This window comes from Streptosporangium sp. NBC_01639 (genome assembly GCF_045209755.1).
GTDB lineage: Bacteria > Actinomycetota > Actinomycetes > Streptosporangiales > Streptosporangiaceae > Streptosporangium.
The window spans coordinates 8,647,412-8,665,467 of the sequence record NZ_CP109272.1 but is presented as its reverse complement, the minus strand read 5'-3'; the positions used below and the strand labels follow the sequence as shown (position 1 = coordinate 8,665,467).

Here is an 18,056-nt window from a genome sequence, read left to right as displayed (position 1 = left end):
CACGCACAACGCCGGTACCGCGCGACGCGCACGGTACCCGCGGAATTCAGAGGCGTTCGAGCTCACCACCGGCCGACTCCCTCCTCAAGCCCGCACCAATGGCCGAACTCTGCGTCAACCGGTAGCGCGAAGGCGGAATCCCATACCGATCCACAAACGCCTGCCGCAACGTCTCCGCCGTCCCGAACCCGCACCGGACCGCGACGGCCACCATCGGCAACGACGTAGAGACCAACAGGTGAGCAGCCGCCTCAGTGCGAGCCTGCCTGACGAAACGCCCAGGCGTCTGCCCCAGATGCTTGAGAAACAACCGAGTAAGGTGCCGCTCACTGACACCCGCCACACCTGCCAGCACGGGCGTGGTCAAATCAGCACCAAGATGCCCCGTAATGTACTCAACAATTCGCTTCATCAAGCCACCGGCAGGCGAAGACACACTGACGAACATACTCATCTGCGCCTGATTCCCCGGCCGCTGCAAATAAGTGACAAGGTTACGAGCCACCATCCGAGCCAACTCGGCACCGTTGTCCTCCTCGACGAACGCCAAGGTGAGATCAAGAGCAGCGGTGGTCCCAGCGGACGTGACGACATTCCCATCACGAATGAAGATCGGATCAGGGTCGACGACAACCTCGGGAAAACGAACGGCCAGCGCCTGCGCCTGCTGCCAATGCGTGGTCACACGCCGCCCACCGAGCAGGCCGGCGGCAGCGAGAACATACGCCCCCGTACAAACAGACGCGACACGACGACTCTCACGAGCCAGCCTACGAACATGAGCGACGATCAGCGGATTGGCGGCAGCGTCCTCATGACCGATCCCACCGGACACCACAAGCGTGTCAAGCGGCCCGGCGATCCGCTCCAGCGCCCGCTGAGCCTGGACGGTCAGCCCCGTGCCACAGGTGACGGCACGCCCGCCCGGGGTGGCCACCCGCACCTCATAAGACGGAGAGGCACCATGCCAGTTGGCCTCCTCCAGCGTCGAGGTGACACAGGCGATGTCAAGCAGCCCCGCCGCCTCGTACGCCACCACGACCACCCGCCGGACCTCCATGCCCCGACTGTAGATCCGATGGACAAAGAACCCAAGTTTCCAGACCTCTCCGGCCGTCCACCTTGGCGCACGCCCATGACCCCGAACAGAGTCAAGGACATGACGAAGACAGACCGCCGCTGGGGCAGATTCACCCTCCACTACGTCGAGATGATCATCGCGATGTTCGTCGGGATGTACGCCCTCGGCGCCCTCCTCGACCTCCTCGGCCTCAGCGTTTCTCACAGCCGAAATCCCGAGCTGAGTTACCTGGTCATGGCGTTCAACATGTCGATCGGCATGACCGCGTGGATGCGAATCCGCGGCCACGGCTGGGCTTCGACCCTGGAGATGTGCGCGGCGATGTTCGTCCCGGTCGTGCCGCTCTTCCCGCTGCTGTGGCTCGGCCTCATCGGCGGCGACGCACTGATGCTGGTCGCGCACCTGGCGATGTTCCCGCTCATGCTGGCGGTGATGCTGCGCCGTCTCGACGAGCACGCCGGCCACGCCCGGTGAACGCCTTACGTAACCGTCAAGGACGCCCTACCCCAGCAGGTCGCCGTACCCGGCCCACGCCGGCCGCAACGCGAGCTCGACCACGAAGAACCACGGCGACTCGACACCCCAGCTTGAACCGGTGCAGACGGGCATGGTCCGACGGCACCTGTTTGACCGGGGCATAGTGCGCGACAGGGGGCCGACGCCCGGGGTGGCGGCCTGCAATGAATCGCCACTCAACCAGCGCAGACAATCACACTTCAGACGCCGGCAAGTCCTTTGGCCGGCACGGTGCCCCTTTCCGGCTCGCCCCGGCTCCTTCTGTGGGCGAGGAGTCTTTAGTTCCTTCTAAATGATCTTGAAAAGGAACGTCCGCCTTTACAATGTAGATTTCTAGAGAAGGTGTGAAGACAGGTAGCCGGTCGCGCCGGTACTGCTCGGCCAGGCGGACCAGCCGAGCGGCCGTGCTGTCGAGGGCGAAAGTGACAGCCGAGGCCGGCCAGTGGCGCGATTGGCCGACGGCCTCCTGATCGGTGCGCGCCGCGGTCCGTCGCACTTCCGCGCGCTTCCGCTCAGGGCTGGCCGTAGGCCTGATAGGAGCATGCTGGGCAGCGGCGAGCCTCCGCGTGAGGGACCTGTTTGGCATCAGCTCGTGCGGACTGCAGGTCGTGGCGGAAGTCAGCTCCAGGGACAGACTCACCTCAAGATGATCCGTCGCGCCCTGGCGAGGTTGGCAATCAGTTCGGCACGGGTCTGGTGCTCGTGCGCGACCCACGCGGGTTGACCGGGACCGCTGCGCCACGACTCGCTGAGCGGGCTGTTGTCGACGGTGTCGAACCCGAACTGATCGTACAGTCGCGTCACGAGTTCCACGGCTTCGGGAAAGTCGCTCGAAGCCGACAGCGCCAGACGGCCGGGGGCGCCCGCCGCCTTACCCGCGGTGGTGATGCGGGGAGCTTGGATATGGGTGAAGGCCTTGACGATCTTGGATCGCGGAAGGTGCTCTTGGCGTAGCTCATGAACTGTCTTTTCACCCGAGTCGAGGACCGGGATATGGCCATCGCGCCAGACCATGTAGTTGTTCGTGTCAAGCACGATCTTGCCTGCCAGTTCCTCCGCAGGCATGTCGTTGACCACCTTGAGGGGGACCGCCACGACTGCGAACTCACCTGCGGCAGCAGCGCCGGCAGCGGTTGCGGCACGCGATGACGGGCCGAGCTCGTCAATGAGGTCTTTCAAAGTCTCGGGTCCTCGTGAATTGGCAATGACGACGTCGCAGCCGTTCGCGATCGCTGCACGCGCGATCTGGCCGCCGACCTCACCTGCGCCAATGATGCCGATTACGCTCATGGGTCCTTACCTCTCTGGTCAGAGCATTGCGCCGTCGGCCGGCGTGGCTTCGCTCGTATGTTGTATGGAGTCGGGCGAGGACGCCGCAGATGGGGTGCACGTCGGAACCGTTCCTTGATCAGGGTGATGGGTCGCCCTGATCGTGGCCGTCTTGATCGTCCAGACCTACTTGACGCGCGGACTTACCGCTCATTGGTCGGACCCTTCCTGCTGGCGCTCTCCTGCGGCACCGTGTCCGGTGCCAGCGGCAGGAAGCCGCTGGTGCACTGAATCACCTCGCGCTGCTGCGGCAGGCGTGACCTCTGTCCGCCCGGCCGGCTTGCGATCGAGGCTGCCGGGCTCACCCGCCTGAGCGAGCCCCGCCGGCCAGGAGCCGCCATCCTCGCCGGATGCGCGGCCAAGGAACTCAGATCTGGTTCAGGCCGCCGTCGACGTACAGGCTCGAACCGGTGATGAAGCTGCTCTGCTCGGAGGCGAGGAAGGTCACGGCGGCGGCGATCTCCTCCGGCCGCCCGAGCCGGCCCAGCGGCACCTGCGTGGCCAGGTGCCGCCTGAGGCCGGCGGCCTGTTCCGGGTCGGGCGCGAGGCCCGACAAACCAGGGGTGTCGGTCGGGCCGGGCGTGATGGTGTTGACCCGGATGCCGCGTCCCTTGAGTTCGTTGGCCCAGGTCCGGGCGAACGATCGGGTGGCGGCCTTGGTCGCCGCGTACACGCCGAACGCCTCCGCGCCGACGTCCACATTGGTAGAGCCATTCAAGATCACCGAGGCGCCGTCATTGAGCAGGGGCAGCGCCTTCTGAACGGTGAACAGCGTGCCCCGGACGTTGATACCGAAGAGGGTGTCGAAGTGCTCCTCGGTGACCTGCTCAAGCGACACGAACGCGGCGACGGAGGCATTCGCGAACAGTACGTCCAGGCCCCGTCCCCGGCTGCGGATCGTCTCGTAGAGCCGGTCCAGGTCGGCCAGGTTCGAAATGTCACTGATCACCGCGGTAGCCGCTGAACCAATCACTTCGACGGCCGTGTCGAGTTCGGTCTTGCGCCGGCCGGTGATGAACACGTGTGCGCCCTCGGCCGCCAGCCGTACGGCACTGGCCAGGCCGATTCCGGTGCCGCCGCCGGTGACGAGAGCGGTCTTACCCTCAAGTAGTCCCATGTGAATAACCTCTTTCGACTTCTGCAGCGATCGCTGCTGAAGTCGAACGGTAGCACTTCTGCAGCGACCGCTGCAGAAGGGGTAGGCTGCGGGGGTGGCGATCAAACAGAGCGGTCCCATCGGCCGACCGCGAGGATTCGACGCCGACGACGCTCTTGAGCGCGCCATGCTGGTTTTCTGGGAGCATGGCTATGAGGGGGCCAGCCTGGCCAACCTGACCGAGGCGATGAGCATCTCCGCCAAGAGCATGTACGCGGCCTTCGGCAACAAGGAAGAGCTGTTTCGCAAGGCCCTGGAGCGCTACACCGAAGGCCCGAGCGCATACCTAGCCCGGGCCATGGAGGAGCCGACCGCCCTCGGCGTCGCCACCGCGATCCTGACCGGCACCGTCCGAACCACCACCCGACCGGCCCATCCTCACGGGTGCCTGGGCGTTCAGGGCGCCCTGGCCGCCAGCGACTCCGGGCGTGGAGTCCGTGACCTTCTCATCGCCTGGCGCAACGACGGCTGCTCCCGCGTCCGAGAGCGGTTCCAGCGAGCCGTCGACGACGGCGACCTGCCTCCGGAGACCGATCCGGGGCTCCTGGCCCGCTACGTCACCACCTTGGCATTCGGCATCGCCGTGCAGGCCGCGAGTGGCGTCGGCCGCGACGAACTCCAAGGAATGGCCGACGCCGCCCTACGCAACTGGCCGCTCCCTTGAGAATCACCCGACGTTCGTCGTCGCGAGCAACCGCTCGCTGCAACCTAAAGGGCGAGTGCGCGCCGCCGACCAGCTCATATCCACCGGATTCGGAGCTGGCGTCACGTCAACCGAAGAAATGGTTGTGATCTAGTGTCTCGTAATCCCGTGGCTGTTACTTCCGCAGCTCACAACGCCGCTGGCCAGCAGCCCTGCTAGGTGGGCACGCGAGGCACGCGATCAAGATCACGAGACACCGGCCCTTTGGGCTGTGCGCCGCGCGCCTGGCACCGGTTCTCCCTGTCGTCGATCCGCGCCTGAAGCCAGCCGCCTGGAGCGGTGTTCAATCCCCGGTTGTCTGGCTTTTGGGCTGTTTGGAGTCGGGTCGGCGGCCCGTCGGGAAATCGTCGAATCCCGACACTTTCGGGGTGTGCCCAACGAAGACCTACTTGGGGCTGGGGAGGCGCTCGGGAGCAGGGGGCCTTGGTGTGGCGGGTGGACGGAGAGTGGTGATGCCGGTGAGGACGAGGTCGATGCCGGTGAGGAATTGTTCGCGGTCGTCGTGCTCGCGCATCTGCTCTGCGATGGCCTGGATGAACGGGTAGTCGTCGGGGTCGAGCTCTTGCCATGCCCTGGATGCGGTGTTGAGGAACTCGGCGCGGTCCGCTTCGGAGCCGGGGACGGTGTCGTCGCCGGTGTTGTGAGAGGCCTGGGCGGTGGCGCCGAGAAGGTAGTGGACCAGTGTCGAGGTCGTGGTGAACCAGTCGCCTTGCGGCACGCCCAGCGTGCGGACCGGCCGGCCGATGCTTTCGAAGATCCGCAATGTCACCGGTCCCCAGGGGTTGCAGGTGAGCTGGACCGCGAGCTGCGCGGCGAGCCATGGGTGTTCGGTGACCGCGTCGAACAGGCCGAGTGCGACGGCGCGGATCTCGTCCTGGGGCGCGCCTACGGCTTCGCCGGCTTCGATGGTTCCCGCGGGCTCGGTGGGCTGGGTGGGGCGCGCGTCCAGGGCGGTGGCGACGACGGCGTCGGTCGCGGCCTCCAGCAGCTCGTGCATGTTGCCGATGTGCCAGTAGATCGCGCCGGGCCCGGTGGCCAGGCGGCTGGTCAGCGCCCGAACCGTCAGGGCGCCCTTGCCCACCTCGTCCAGCAGCTCGACAGCGGTCTCGACGATGCGCTCCCGGGTGAGCACCTGCCTGCGTCGCTGTGACTGACGTGTCCGTATGGCCATGCCTGACATTTTGGCATGGTTGGAGCGTCGATCCAACATGGAGTAACATTCCATTATTGGATCGACGCTCCATAAGCTGCTTGGGGTCACGCCGGACGGTCCTGATCGAAGGAGGCTCGACGTGTATGACGTGGTGATCGTGGGTGCGGGCCCGGTGGGCCTGTTCCTTGCCGGTGAGCTCGCGCTGGCGGACTGTTCGGTCCTGGTGCTGGAGCGGGACCAGGAGCGGACTTCGCCGTGGAAGGCACTCCCGCTGGGGATGCGGGGCCTGAACGCCGGATCGGTCGAGACGTTCTACCGCCGCGGGCTGCTGGAAGAGCTGCTGAAAGCCTCAGGCGCCGACGGGAAACAGGTCGGCGCGGATCCCGACGTGCACGAGCCGCCGCCTCCTCGTGACGTGAGCCACTTCGCGGGCATGCGGCTCGACCCGGCCGACATCGACATCGCCGCCCTCCCGTTCCGGCTGCCCGGCCCGGCAATGGAGAGCATCATGACCAGCCTCGACGCGGTCGGGACTGTACTGGCCGAGCGGGCGGCCAGGCTCGGCGTGCAGATCCTGCGGGGCGTTCCCGTCGAGGCCGTGACCCAGGACGGCGATACCGTCGTCACACGGGCCGACGGACGCCACTACCAGGCGCGCTGGCTCGTGGGATGCGACGGCGGACGCAGCACGGTGCGCGAACTGGCGGGTTTCGACTTCGTCGGCACCGAACCGCTGTTCACCGGCTACGTCGCCCGCGTCACCTTCGCCGATCCGCAGAAGCTGGACCTGGGCTTCAATCTGACGCTGACCGGCATGTACCTGCGGACGCCCTTCGAGGGTCACCTGGGCATGATGGACTTCGACGGCGGCGCCTTCGACCGCTCGCAGCCGCTGACGCGCGAGCACCTCCAGACGGTCCTGCGCCGGGTCTCCGGCACCGACGCGACACTCACCGAGGTCCATCTCGCCTCCAGCTTCACCGACCGCGCGATGCAGTCCACGACCTACCGGAACGGCCGCGTCCTGCTCGCCGGCGACGCCGCCCACATCCACTCCCCGCTCGGCGGCCAGGGCCTCAACCTCGGCATCGGCGACGTCATGAACCTCGGCTGGAAACTCGCCACCACCATCCACGGCACCGCACCAGACGGCCTGCTCGACACCTACACCGCCGAACGCCACCCCGTCGGCGCGGCGATCCTCGACTGGTCACGCGCCCAGGTCGCGACCATGAACCCTGGTCCCAACGCCCCGGCCCTGCGACGGCTGATCCACGACCTGCTCGACACCCGCGACGGGGCCACCCACGTGTTCCGCAGTACCTCAGGACTGTCCCACCGCTACGACCTGGGCAGCGACCAGCCACTCGTCGGCCGGACCGCTCCGGACTTCCGTCTCACCGACGGCACCCGCCTCGGCGACCTACTGCGAGAAGGACACGGCGTCGCACTCGACTTCACCATCGACCGGCGCCTGCACGACGCGGCGATGAGCTGGAAAAGCCGGATCGGCTACGCGGCCGGGCCGGTGAGCAACGACCTCGGATTCGGCGCGCTGCTGATCCGGCCCGACGGCATCGTGGCCTGGACCGACGACCACGACCCCGATCACGCGGCGTTCCGGAACGCCGCGGCCCGTTGGTTCGGCGACCCGGCACCCTGACAGGACACCTCAAGCCGACCAGCGCGCGGCGGACGAACCAACCCCGAGCGCCCCGGATCCACCCCGATTCCGGACACCTTCGAAAGAGCGGGAACTTCCATGCCGAGTGAAAACCCGACCCAGTCCGAGCTGAACAAGGAAGTGGTCCGCCGCTTCTACGAAGCCGTTCTCCGAGTACCCGGCGGCCCGGACTTCGCAACGATCAAAGACCTGACCGACGAGCAGGAGATCGAGCTCAACTGGGGCCACCCCGGCAGCGGCGTCCACAGGGGAGCCGCCATCGGGCCGGCGCGGCATCGGATGCACGAGCTGACCGGGTTGGACATCCGGGCCATCAGCATTGACGAGCTCATTGCCGACGGTCCCACTCGCGTGGTGGTGGTGGCCACGAACAGTGGCACCGACATCCACGGCAACCCATGGAGAATGACCGTTCTCGAACTGGTCGACGTGGCGAACGGAAAGATCACCAAGAAGCGTTCGTTCTACCAGGACACCGCACTTCTACGGGATATCTCACTCGAACGCGAGGCGGCACTCGCGCAGAAGGCCGGAGAGGCCTGATCGCCCAACATTCGTCCCCAGGCCCCAGCCCGTACAGGCACAACAGCCGTCTCTGCAGCACGGCCGGGTCGATGACGGTGCGCGGGGCCACCGAGGTGAAGGCGTCGGTGCAGTCGGTGACGTGAGCCGCGTCCTTGAGCACGTCCAGCAGGTCGATCACGCCCCATCGTCCGCTACCTGCCGCTCCCAAGATATTGCGGAGCGTTACTTTGAGGCTGGTCGCGCCGACCCGAGTGGGGACCTTCTGGCAGGCCGAAGCCGCTCACCGAAGCCGCTCAGCGAAGCCGCTCAGCGAAGCCGCTCAGCGAAGCCGCTCAGCGCAGTACGGCCGCCAGCAGGTCGGCCCCCAGCGCCGTCAGATCAGCCAGATTGAGGGTGTAACGGACGTAACGACCGTGCCGCTGGGCCGTGAGCAGGCCCGCGCGGCGCAGGACAGCGAGGTGGCGGGAAACCTCCGGAGGTGAAAGTTCCCAGGCGTGGGCCAGCTCACCGGTGGTGTGCGGGCCGCGGGCCAGGGTGCGCAGCAGCCGCAGCCGTATCGGATGTGCGAGTGCCTCCAGCCGTAGCGTTATCGTTTCCAGCGATACCGGCTCCGATGGACTCGCCTCGGCCACAGGGTACTGCACCACCGGCTGCCACCCGAGCGCGTGGACCACCACCAGGTGCGGGCTGCCGAAGACGCTGGGGATGAAGGTGACCCCGGTGTCGTGCGCGGCGGTCGCCTTGTCCTGCAGCTTGTCCACGATGATGCAGTCGCCGTCCGGCGCCAGGGTGACGGCGCCGGAGACCGATGCGAGTGCCGCCCCGATGCCCTGGCGCTTCAGCAGGTCGTTCTTCAGGCGCAGGTCGGTGGCGAGTTGCACGGCGGCGCCCGTCCAGGCGGCGTCGAAGAAGGCCTCGGCGCACTGTTCGAGGGTCTGGCGCACCCGCGCCCGCACGACGGCCGGGTCCGCGAGCAGCCGTTCCGCGAAGGCCTCCTGGAGCGCGCCGCGGGCCTGGGCCAGGTCCAGTGCCCGCTCGCGCGCCGTCGCGTCGGTGAGCGGCGACGGCGCGGCGAAGTGGACCCGGTTGCCGCCGCACGTGGTGATGAGCGCGGCGGTCACATAGGTTTCATCGTCGATCCGGTCGACATCGTCCAGCTCCTCGGCGAGGGTCGGCCGAGGACGAGCGGGGACCAGGAAGTCGGCTCGTGAGGAACGCCAGAGGAACTCCGCCTCCCGCAACCGCTCGGCCAGCTCCGGCCGCAGCCCGGCCCAGACGTCCCCGGCCCAGCCGGCGAGCTGCGGGTGATGCCCGGGTTCGGCCAGCACATGCAGCATCGCGGTCAGCTCGGCCAGCGGGGAGGCGGCGAACCGCAGTCGCCCGGACGGCAGGCCGCCGATGTCGATCCTCAACGTCACCCCCTCATCATCGCTGGTCGGATGGCCGACGACCGCGTCGATTGACGGTGTCCGTCAACCGACGCAGCCGGCCCGGCGGCCGAACGCATCGTTGACGCCATGGCAACCACCACCAAGATCCGGCCCCGCGCCCTCGTCCGCGCCTCCGGAGGCCCCCGCTACGCCGTCGCCCTGGCCGTGGACGCGCTCGGCACCGGCTTGCTTCGGCCCTTTCTGCTGCTCTACGGGGTGACGGTGCTGCGGCTGTCCGCACCGGTCACCGGCGTCGCCATGACGGTCGGCGTCGTCATGGGTCTGGTGTGCATGCCCGCGGTGGGCCGATGGCTGGACCGGGGCGCACGCAGCACGGTCGTGGCAGCGTCGATGCTGGTGCGGGTGCTGGGCGTGGCGCTGCTGCTGGCCGCCCCGGCGGGGCACGTCTGGCTGTTCGCGACGGCGGCGCTCTTCCTCGGCATCGGCAACCAGGCATGGCCGGCCGCCCACGCAGCTCTCGTGGCCACGGTCGCCCACGGCCGGGAACGCGACGCCGCTCTCGCGGGAGGCCGCGCCCTGCGCAACGCCGGCCTGGGCACGGGCGCGCTCCTCGCCACCGTGTGCCTGGCGGGCGGCACCACCGCGTTGCAGGCGCTGGCAGCCGTCACCGGGCTCGCCTATCTCGCTGCGGCGGTCTTGGCGTGGTCGGTCCACCTGCACGCGCATCCGGCCGCCACCCCGACCAAGGACAGGACCGACGGGCCCGCACCCCGGATGCGCACGCTGCTGGCCGCCAACGTGATCTACGTCTTCTGCCTCAACGTCCCCGAAATCGCGCTCCCGCTGGTTCTGATGACACAGCTGCACGCATCCCCGGTGTGGTCGGCAGCCATCTTCGTGGCCAACACGGTGCTGGTGGTCACCCTGCAGGTTCCGGTCACCGTCCTGATGTCCCGCCTCTCCCGGCGGACTGTGCTGGCTCTCGCCGGCGTGGTACTCGCCGCGTCCTATCTCGGCTTCCTCGCGGCCACCTCACTGGGGCACGGCTGGGGTGCCCCGGCGGTCGCCGCGGTGTCTGTGCTCTGCACCATCGGCGAGATCATCTATGCCGGCAGCGCCACCGCGCTCGTCACCGCCCTCGCCCCGGCCCATGTCCTGGGACGCGCCCTCGCCCGCTTCCAGCTCTCCACGGGCTTCGGCCTCGCCGTCTCCCCGGCGGTCATCACCGCTCTCGCGCTCCACGGCCCGGCCGCCCTCTGGGGCAGCCTCGCCGCTACGACGCTTCTCTCCGCCTCCGCCGTTGCCGTATCCGGCGGTTCCACGGCTTCCGGCAGGTCACGATCGCATTCCTCTCCATCGGCAGACGTCATACCGCTGACGCATCAAACCAGTGAGAGGTGACCGCGAACGCACCCGGTCACCTCTCCTGCGGACCATCCGTCATGCCGGCGACCGACACTCACTCACAAAGGGTTGCCGACGATGAGCAGGACGGATGTCCACGGAACGGTCGCGGACGGCTTCGAGCAGGTGCGCGAGGAGTTCGCCGCGGTGGTGGCCGAGCAGGACGGCCAGGTGGGCGCGCAACTGACGGCCACCGCGGGCCTGCCCGTCATCGGAACCGGGCTCGGCATCCCCGCGGCGGACCTGGACTGGGTCCTCACCGCCTACGCCCTGGCCTTCGGCGGCCTGCTGCCGGTCGGCGGCCGCGTCGGCGACCTGTTCGGCCGGCGCGGGCTGTTCCGCGCCGGCCTGGTCGTCTTCCTGGCCGCGTCCCTGCTGGGCGGCCCGGCCGGCATCGCCGTCACCGCCACCACGAGCCGACCGGCCGGCACTCCCCCGCACGACGCGCTTAGCTGCGAGGCCGACTGAACATCCCAGGAGGGGCCATGAGCTTCAGCGCCCTGATCGGGTCGGGTCATGACGCGACCGTATGCCGCAAGGACGGGGAGCCCAAGTTTCTGGACCTGTCCCGGTGCCGTCCTTGGCACACCTCCCGGACCGCTGTGACAGTCGGACCACGACTCGGACGAGGGGAGTGCCATGCTTGCCAGGAGACCAGAGGACGACCGGAGCGATCCCGAAAGGGAATACCAGAGCCTGGGGACGCTCATCCGGGCCTGGCGTGACCGCGCACTGCTGACCCAGGAGCAACTCGCCGACCGGGCGGGTGTCAACGTACGCACCATCCGCAGGCTCGAAGGTGACGTCGTGGGACGCCCCCGGAGCGCGTCGATCCGGTTGCTGACCGAGGCATTGGGCCTGGACGCGCGGGAACGCGCGGAGTTCACCGCCGCGGCCGTACGGGACGGCCGGTGAGCCCGGAGGCGTTTCCGCTGGAGGAGCCGCGGTCCCCACCTGTGCGTCCGGACAACGACTGTGGCCGATCCCGGTGATCGGAGCCGGTGAGTCGGTGGCGTTCGTCCCCACATGCTCCGGCGGCTGATCGCCGCCGGAGCACGGCCTCCCCGCTATTCCAGGGCTAGCAACTGCCCGCTGCCGACACGGCCGACCCGAGGGCCGCGATGGCTCCCCCCGTGATGGTGAGCGACGTGCCGCCGGTGGCCGGTGCGCCGGCCACCGTGCCGATCACCCCTAGGACGGCGCCGGCGGTCCCTATGACTCCGCCGATGCACCCCATGGCCTCCTGCCAGTTGTCGAAGGCCACGGTGCGCACGCCGGCCGGATTGTAGATGGTGTGGTTGATGGCGTCCATCCGGTAGGTGAGCAGCCAGTCGTCCCCGGCCCACGGATTCGTGACGTAGACGCTCTCGTCGATGAGCTTCCCCTCGACGTAGGTGGTCTCCCGCTTCTTGTCCGGGCCGAGATTCTCGACCACGACTACCGTGGGCGCGCCGCCCACGTGGCCGCGCGGGCCTCCCGGGCCGTTCCAGTCGTGCTGCGCGGCGCGGCTCCGCGCGGCCACCACGGCGGGCAGCCTCTCGCAGTAGTCCTTGCCTCCTTCGCATCGGCCGCCGAAGTCCTTCATCCGCGCGATGGAGATCGGCCGTTTGGCCGGGCCCCGCAGCTTCGGGGCCTTCCTGGCCGGCTTCCTGAGCTTGCGCACCGGCGTCTTCACCTTTCCGACCGGTTTCTTGGCCGTGGGCTTGTTGTGGCTGCCGCGCGGGTTGTCGCCCTCCAGGTGCCGGAGCCCGTCGGGGTCGCTCATCGTCGCGGGGTTGTTGTTGCCGTAGGCGTAGGCGTTCATCTGCTGCGGGTCGTACGGGTCGATGATCGGGTCGACGGACAGGAACCTGCCCGCCACCGGGTCGTACTCGCGTGCGCCCAACCGGGTCAGCCCGGTCTCCGGGTTGTCCGTGCCGCCGACGAAGCCGCGCTCACCGGCCGGCCACCGGCCCGTCCCGCCGCGCACGGCGCCGAACAGGTCCTGCCGCCGCGAGGTGGTGGCCAGGGTGCCGGCGTCGACGGCGGTCAGGGAGGTGCCGTGGTGGTCGGCGACCGTCCAGGTGAAGCCGTCGCCGGTACGGGTTCCGAGGCCCTCGTAGTAGCGGGTGCCCCGGGTCGAGCCGGTGGCGGTGTCCAGGCGCACCTCGCCGTCGCCGACGAACAGCGTCACCGTGCCGGGATCGCGGCGGACGAGCTGATCTCCTTTCGCGTCGTAGAGGTAGGAGGTGGTCCTGCCGCCGGCGGTGATCGACGCGAGGCGCCCCTCGTCGTCCCAGATCAGCGTCTGGGCTCCGGACGGCCCCGGGCGGGTGGTGGTGTTGCCGGCCGCGTCGTAGGCGTAGGCCGCGCTCGCCATTCCCGTCGTCGTGCCGGTCACCGCGTGGGGCCTGGCCACACCGTCACCCGGAGCCGGGTAGGCGTAGGTGGTCACCTCGTCGGCGCCGCCGCCGACGCCCTTGACCGTCTTGGTCCTGCGGTTGCCGGCCGCGTCGTAGGCGTACTGGTGCCAGTAGGGCGCGGGGCCGCCGATCACCGATGCCGACGGGGTGCCGGCGCAGGTGTCGGTGGCCTGGGTCCAGGCTTCGGTGACGCGGCGCAGGTGGTCTGCGGCGAAGCACTGGGTGTCCTTGGTCTGGCCGGCGGTGCGGTCGGTGATGCGCTTGACGTTGCCGGTGGGGTCGTAGCCGTAGGTGAGGTCGTTCACCATGATGCCGTCGGCCTGCTCGCGCTCGGTGAGCGTCTCGGTGACCCGGCGGGTGCCCTCCTCGTAGTAGGTGGTGCGCCACAGCCGCTTGCCCGCGGGGCCCAGCTCGCGCTGGGCGAGCTCACCGAGCTGGTTGTACTCGGTGTCGGTGACGTAGGTCAGGCCGCCGCTCACCGTGTCGGGCCGGCCGAGGTCGTCGTAGCCGTAGGTCAACGTCTCCTGCGCGAGATCGCCCAGTTTGGGGACCGTTCTGGTGGCGGGGCTGCCGTCGGCCGCGTACGTCGTGGTCGTCGTGTAGGCGCCGGCGAGCTGCTTCTCCACTTCCGGGATGGTCACCGTCGTCCCCTCGGGACGCCCGGCCTTGTCGTAGCCGGTGATCTCGCTGACATAGGCGTGCCCGTTGACGTACCGGGTGGCGGAGGTCAGGGAGCCCTTGGCCAGCGTGTCGTAGACGTTCTCGGTCAGCAGCGGACCGGTGGCGGAGCCCAGGTGGGTCTCCACCACGCGCCCGAGCTTGTCGTACGTCGGGACGACGGTCTTGCCGCGCGCGTCGGTGCTGGTCAGGAGCTGGTCGTTGGCGTCGTAGGTCATGGTGGTGACGCCCTTGTCCGGGTCCTCGGCCTTGATCTTGCGGCCGAGCACGTCGTAGGTGTAGCGCCACACGTTGCCCGCCGCGTCGACGACCTCGGCCAGCTCGCCGCTCTTGGTGTAGCCGTAGCGGGTGACGTCGTAGGGGCCGGTCAGGGTGCGGCCGTGGTACTGCACCAGCGCGGTCATGCGGTCACGGGCGTCGATCCACTTGGTGGTCGCGGTGCCGCCCTCGGGCGGGATCACGCTCACCCGGTCGGCGCTGTAGGACGTGGTGGTGCGCCACTGCTCGACGCCGAGCTTGAGCACGATCTCCTTGGTCGGCCGCGCCGCCCCGTCGTAGGTGGTGACGGTCGCGGCGGGGACCGCGCCGGCGTCCGGCTGGTACAGCGTCTTCCCCGCAGCGTCCGTGTGGTGGTATGGGGCCCGTTTCACGCTGAGGAGACCGCGCGAGTCGTACAGGGTGTCGGTCAGGATCCGGCCGCCGGCAGGGCTGGGCTCCTGCGTCTGCCGGGGACGCAGGAAGCCGTCGTACAGCGTGTACGACGCGACATGGTTGCCGTTGGGCCGCAGCGTGCTGGTGAGGACCCAGTTCGGGGTGCCGCTGCGGTTCACGCCGTACTCGAAGCGCAGGTGCGGGCTGTCGCCGGCCGCCTCGGTACGGCCGGGCTTGAACACCTTCGCCACGCGGCCGAGCGCGTCGTACGTCGTCGAGGTCGTCCGGCCGTCGGCGTCCCTCTCCTGAAGGGTGCTCCCCCACGCCGGGTCGAAGGTGGCGGTCACCGTGTGGCCGAGCGGGCTGGTCGTCCTGGTCTCGGTGGTCAGCCCGTTGACCTCGGTGTAGGAGATGGCCGTCTCCTGCTGGAGCGCGTCACGCGACGCCGTCGGCCGGCCGTGGGCGTCGAACGAGGAGGTGCCGTCCACCAGGTAGGCGGGCGTGCCACCGGTGTAGGACTCGGCCTCCTCGGTCGTGGTGACGTCTCCTCGCAACGGCGCCCTGCCGAACTCCTGGTCGTCGTAGGACAGCCGGGTGTCGGAGATGGCGTCGGCCGGGTACGACGGGGTCGCGCCGCAGGCCACGCCGACCGTCGTGGTCCTGCTCGGGAACTCCACCAGCATCAGGGGCGCATTGTGCGCGTATGTGGTGGTGATGCACCGGTCGTCGCCGGTCGAGGCGACGTCGCCCAGGTCGTTGACCCTGGTCGGGTTGCCGTATTCGTCGTAGGCGGTCTCCACCCGCTGGGTGCGGTAGCCGCCGTCGGTGTACCGCTCCCGGGTCACGGTCCGGGCGACCTCGACCTGGTAGGCCCGCAGCGCGCCCTGGGCGGCGGTGAGCCGGGTCCACGGGTCGCGAATCCCGCCGGTGACCTCGTCGGCGCCGTCGTAGGTGATCTCCTCGCGCAGGAAGCCCTTCAGCGGCTCGGCGTCGGCCGCTTTCGTGCCGGTGGAGTCGGTGACGTCCACGGTCTTGGCACCGCCGGTGGCGTTGAGCCGGTCGCCGTGCATGCCGCGGAAGTACAGATACGCGGTCGTGGACTCGGGCTTGTTCTCGTCGTTGACCGGGTCGCCCTTGCGGACCACGACCTTCTCGTAGCCGCGCCACTCCGACCAGGTGCGCTGGTTCTCCGGCACCAGCGGGTTGTCGTCGTAGGCCCAGGCCGCGCCCTTGACGGTGTCGTAGTCGTAGCTGGTGACCATGTCTTCGGCGTCGGTGACGAGATCGTCCTCGACCACCTTGGTCACCACGTACTTGTGGAACCAGTCGTTGACCGGCGTGGTCGCGGGCGGCATCGCCCATCGCTGCGGGAAGCAGCGCTTGGTGTTGGCCTCCGCCGCGGCCGGCAGGGCGCCGGGGGCGCAGTCGGGCTTGGCGTAGCCGACGTTGGTCGCCCCGCCGGACTCGGTGGTGATGGTGGTGATGCGGGGCTTGTTCAGCGCGGGCAGGCCGTCCGCGGCGGAGTTGACCCGGTTGGCCATCATGGTGCCGTCGAACGTGACGGCCGGCTGCTTGATCGCGGTGCCGGCGGCCAGGCCGGTCTGGGTGATCGCGTTCAGCCACAGCGCCCTGTCCCCGGTGCCGTCGCCGGCCGGCGGGTACGCGTGAGACAGCTCCCACTGGTCGACGCTGCGATAGTCGCCGCCGCCCTTCGAGACCTGGGTGGTGATCTTCGACAGGCGTTTGGTGGACCAGAACGTCGGCGCGTACCTGTCCCCGCACGTCGAGGTGCATTCGGCGTCCCAGGGCACGTCCGGCCACGAGACGGCGGTGTGGGCGGCGCAGTTCTGGCCGGGCACGCAGCGGTCGGCCGGCTCGAACACCACCCGGGCGGGCGCCTGACCGGTGTACTCGGCGCCGGTACGGGTGCCGTACTCGATGCGCGCCAGGGTGCCGCCGCGCACGTACGTTCCCGTGGCGGCGCCCAGGTTCTGCGCGTAGCGGTTGGTCTCCTGGTCGTAGAAGTAGCTCATCGAGTTGCCATGCGCGTCCACGACGTGGTCGAGGTTCCAGCGGTAGGCCTGCGGGCAGGCCGAGGCGGCGAAGGCGGCCTGGTGGCACGGCTCGCCGGCGTCGTTGCCGAACACCGGCACCGTCCAGGCGGACTGCGTGGTGGTCCGGCCCGCCGTCCAGCCGGGCAGCCGGTTCAGGCCGAAGTAGTACTGCGTGCCGTCGGTCGTGGTGACCTTCCAGTACTCACCGTCGTCGTCCCCGTTGACGGCGCCGGACAGGCGCTCCACCCGGGTGCCGTCGTCGTCCTGCGACCGCCACACGTTGTTCTCGAACACCAGGCGGCCCGACTGCTCACCGAAGGACAGGACGGCGTTGTCGGTCTCCCAGCACAGGTCCCCGGTCTTGGTCTGGCCGTTGTTGCCGCCGAGGTCGTCGGCGCAGCCCCGGTACGACCGCTCGATGAAGCCGGGCGCCAGGTTCCAGCCCTCTCCGACCCAGGACGGCTGGTTGTTCGTCGCGACGGTGCGCCCGTCCACCGCGCCGGAGGAGTAGGACAGCGCCAGCGGCGGGGCGAGCTCCCCGGGCACCGGCGGCGTGCGCAGCGGGTACGACCAGGTGAAGTCGCCGCTCTGGCCGGAGACCTGCCACCTGCTGGACGGCGCCAGCGAGGTGGCCTTGTAGTCGCCCTTCGGCCCGGCGGGCGCCGCCGTCAGCGCGAATGTGCTCGCCGCGTCGCCGACCGACACCTCGGCGGTGACCGTCGCGGCCTTCAGGTCGTTGCGTCCGGCGGTGACCGGCGTCCCGTCGCCCGCGGCGGGGACGAGCCGCAGGCGTGAGGCCCAGTCACCGCCGTACGCGTCCTTGAAGGCCGAGTAGTCGACCGTCACGTTCACGGGGCCGCGTTCGGCCTGGCCGTCGGTACGCCGTACCGAGAGCAGCAGCCCGGCCGCGCCGGCCCGGTCGAGCACCTCCACCTTGACCCGGGCGGGGCCCGGCCTGGCGGCCGGAGCCACCCAGACGGGCAGCGTCCCGGCCCTGGCCTTGCCCGCCGCCGCGGAGCGGCCCCGCCCGCCGACGGGCAGGGCGGCCGGTACGGTGACCTCGGCGGCCCCGGGGGCGGGCCGGTCCGTCCTCGGCGCCGGCTGCCGCGCGGACGCCGCCTCGGGGTCGGGCCGGGCGGCCGGCGGTTCGAATGTCGTGCCCGGCACCGGCTCGACCCCGTCCGGCTTGCTGGGTTTCACGGGCGCCTGCGCGGCCGAGGCCATGACGATCTCGGCGGGCGACGCTCCGGCCGGCGTGCCGGCCATCAGCACGATGAACAAGCAGCCCAGGACCATGATCGGCCAGAGCCGCCATCGGTTACGGCGCAT

At 69.4% G+C, this 18,056-nt stretch carries 13 protein-coding genes; 7 read left to right on the top strand and 6 right to left on the bottom strand.

Features of this window, described 5'->3' with window-relative positions:
* Positions 1-46: 46 nt before the first annotated feature.
* Positions 47-1,060: a GlxA family transcriptional regulator gene (locus tag OHA77_RS39280; RefSeq protein ID WP_406314377.1), complete on the bottom strand. Its 1,014-nt coding sequence runs from the start codon at positions 1,058-1,060 to the stop codon at positions 47-49.
* A 99-nt stretch (positions 1,061-1,159) separates the two neighbouring features.
* Between OHA77_RS39280 and OHA77_RS39275 the strand changes: the two genes are divergently transcribed.
* Positions 1,160-1,555 carry a hypothetical protein gene (locus tag OHA77_RS39275; RefSeq protein WP_406314375.1) on the top strand — a complete coding sequence of 132 codons (396 nt, stop codon included), beginning with the start codon at positions 1,160-1,162 and terminating at the stop codon, positions 1,553-1,555.
* Between the two features lie 678 nt (positions 1,556-2,233).
* Here the strand turns inward: OHA77_RS39275 and OHA77_RS39270 are convergent.
* On the bottom strand, positions 2,234-2,887 hold the full coding sequence (locus tag OHA77_RS39270; protein ID WP_406314374.1) for an NADPH-dependent F420 reductase: 654 nt from the start codon (positions 2,885-2,887) through the stop codon (positions 2,234-2,236).
* 406 nt (positions 2,888-3,293) lie between these two features.
* Positions 3,294-4,043, bottom strand: a complete 750-nt coding sequence (locus OHA77_RS39265; RefSeq protein ID WP_406319951.1) for an SDR family oxidoreductase — start codon at positions 4,041-4,043, stop codon at positions 3,294-3,296.
* A gap of 94 nt (positions 4,044-4,137) precedes the next feature.
* Between OHA77_RS39265 and OHA77_RS39260 the strand changes: the two genes are divergently transcribed.
* Positions 4,138-4,746: a TetR/AcrR family transcriptional regulator gene (locus tag OHA77_RS39260; protein WP_406314373.1), complete on the top strand. Its 609-nt coding sequence runs from the start codon at positions 4,138-4,140 to the stop codon at positions 4,744-4,746.
* 424 nt (positions 4,747-5,170) lie between these two features.
* Here OHA77_RS39260 and OHA77_RS39255 read toward each other — a convergent pair whose 3' ends face one another.
* On the bottom strand, positions 5,171-5,956 hold the full coding sequence (locus OHA77_RS39255; protein ID WP_406314372.1) for a TetR/AcrR family transcriptional regulator: 786 nt from the start codon (positions 5,954-5,956) through the stop codon (positions 5,171-5,173).
* 121 nt (positions 5,957-6,077) lie between these two features.
* Between OHA77_RS39255 and OHA77_RS39250 the strand changes: the two genes are divergently transcribed.
* Both OHA77_RS39250 and OHA77_RS39245 read left to right on the top strand, forming a co-directional pair.
* Positions 6,078-7,601 (top strand): FAD-dependent monooxygenase, encoded by a 1,524-nt coding sequence (locus OHA77_RS39250; RefSeq protein ID WP_406314370.1) that lies wholly within the window; start codon positions 6,078-6,080, stop codon positions 7,599-7,601.
* Between the two features lie 99 nt (positions 7,602-7,700).
* A complete protein-coding gene (locus tag OHA77_RS39245; protein ID WP_406314368.1) occupies positions 7,701-8,165 on the top strand; it encodes a nuclear transport factor 2 family protein in 465 nt (154 codons plus the stop codon).
* A 314-nt stretch (positions 8,166-8,479) separates the two neighbouring features.
* On the opposite strand, the gene OHA77_RS39240 is transcribed toward OHA77_RS39245, so the two are convergent.
* Positions 8,480-9,565, bottom strand: a complete 1,086-nt coding sequence (locus OHA77_RS39240) for a DUF5937 family protein (protein ID WP_406314366.1) — start codon at positions 9,563-9,565, stop codon at positions 8,480-8,482.
* Positions 9,566-9,664: 99 nt separating this feature from the next.
* Here OHA77_RS39240 and OHA77_RS39235 point away from each other — a divergent pair, with 99 nt between their 5' ends.
* The 3 genes from OHA77_RS39235 to OHA77_RS39225 all read left to right on the top strand — a co-directional run bounded on the left by OHA77_RS39235 (position 9,665) and on the right by OHA77_RS39225 (position 11,857).
* On the top strand, positions 9,665-10,939 hold the full coding sequence (locus OHA77_RS39235; RefSeq protein ID WP_406314365.1) for an MFS transporter: 1,275 nt from the start codon (positions 9,665-9,667) through the stop codon (positions 10,937-10,939).
* A gap of 81 nt (positions 10,940-11,020) precedes the next feature.
* Entirely contained in the window at positions 11,021-11,410 is a 390-nt protein-coding gene (locus OHA77_RS39230) for an MFS transporter (protein WP_406314363.1), read from the top strand.
* A gap of 171 nt (positions 11,411-11,581) precedes the next feature.
* The gene (locus OHA77_RS39225; RefSeq protein WP_406314361.1) at positions 11,582-11,857 is read left to right on the top strand and encodes a helix-turn-helix domain-containing protein; all 276 of its coding nucleotides are present in this window, start codon (positions 11,582-11,584) and stop codon (positions 11,855-11,857) included.
* A 163-nt stretch (positions 11,858-12,020) separates the two neighbouring features.
* Here the strand turns inward: OHA77_RS39225 and OHA77_RS39220 are convergent, their stop codons facing one another.
* The gene (locus OHA77_RS39220) at positions 12,021-18,056 is read right to left on the bottom strand and encodes an RHS repeat-associated core domain-containing protein (protein ID WP_406314359.1); all 6,036 of its coding nucleotides are present in this window, start codon (positions 18,054-18,056) and stop codon (positions 12,021-12,023) included.

Coding starts and splice junctions, on each gene's coding strand:
- OHA77_RS39280 (WP_406314377.1), bottom strand. CDS start 1,060: ATGGAGGTCCGGCGGGTGGTCGTGGTGGCGTACGAGGCGGCGGGGCTG.
- OHA77_RS39275 (WP_406314375.1), top strand. CDS start 1,160: ATGACGAAGACAGACCGCCGCTGGGGCAGATTCACCCTCCACTACGTC.
- OHA77_RS39270 (WP_406314374.1), bottom strand. CDS start 2,887: ATGAGCGTAATCGGCATCATTGGCGCAGGTGAGGTCGGCGGCCAGATC.
- OHA77_RS39265 (WP_406319951.1), bottom strand. CDS start 4,043: ATGGGACTACTTGAGGGTAAGACCGCTCTCGTCACCGGCGGCGGCACC.
- OHA77_RS39255 (WP_406314372.1), bottom strand. CDS start 5,956: ATGGCCATACGGACACGTCAGTCACAGCGACGCAGGCAGGTGCTCACC.
- OHA77_RS39245 (WP_406314368.1), top strand. CDS start 7,701: ATGCCGAGTGAAAACCCGACCCAGTCCGAGCTGAACAAGGAAGTGGTC.
- OHA77_RS39235 (WP_406314365.1), top strand. CDS start 9,665: ATGGCAACCACCACCAAGATCCGGCCCCGCGCCCTCGTCCGCGCCTCC.
- OHA77_RS39230 (WP_406314363.1), top strand. CDS start 11,021: ATGAGCAGGACGGATGTCCACGGAACGGTCGCGGACGGCTTCGAGCAG.
- OHA77_RS39225 (WP_406314361.1), top strand. CDS start 11,582: ATGCTTGCCAGGAGACCAGAGGACGACCGGAGCGATCCCGAAAGGGAA.
- OHA77_RS39220 (WP_406314359.1), bottom strand. CDS start 18,056: ATGCGCCGTAACCGATGGCGGCTCTGGCCGATCATGGTCCTGGGCTGC.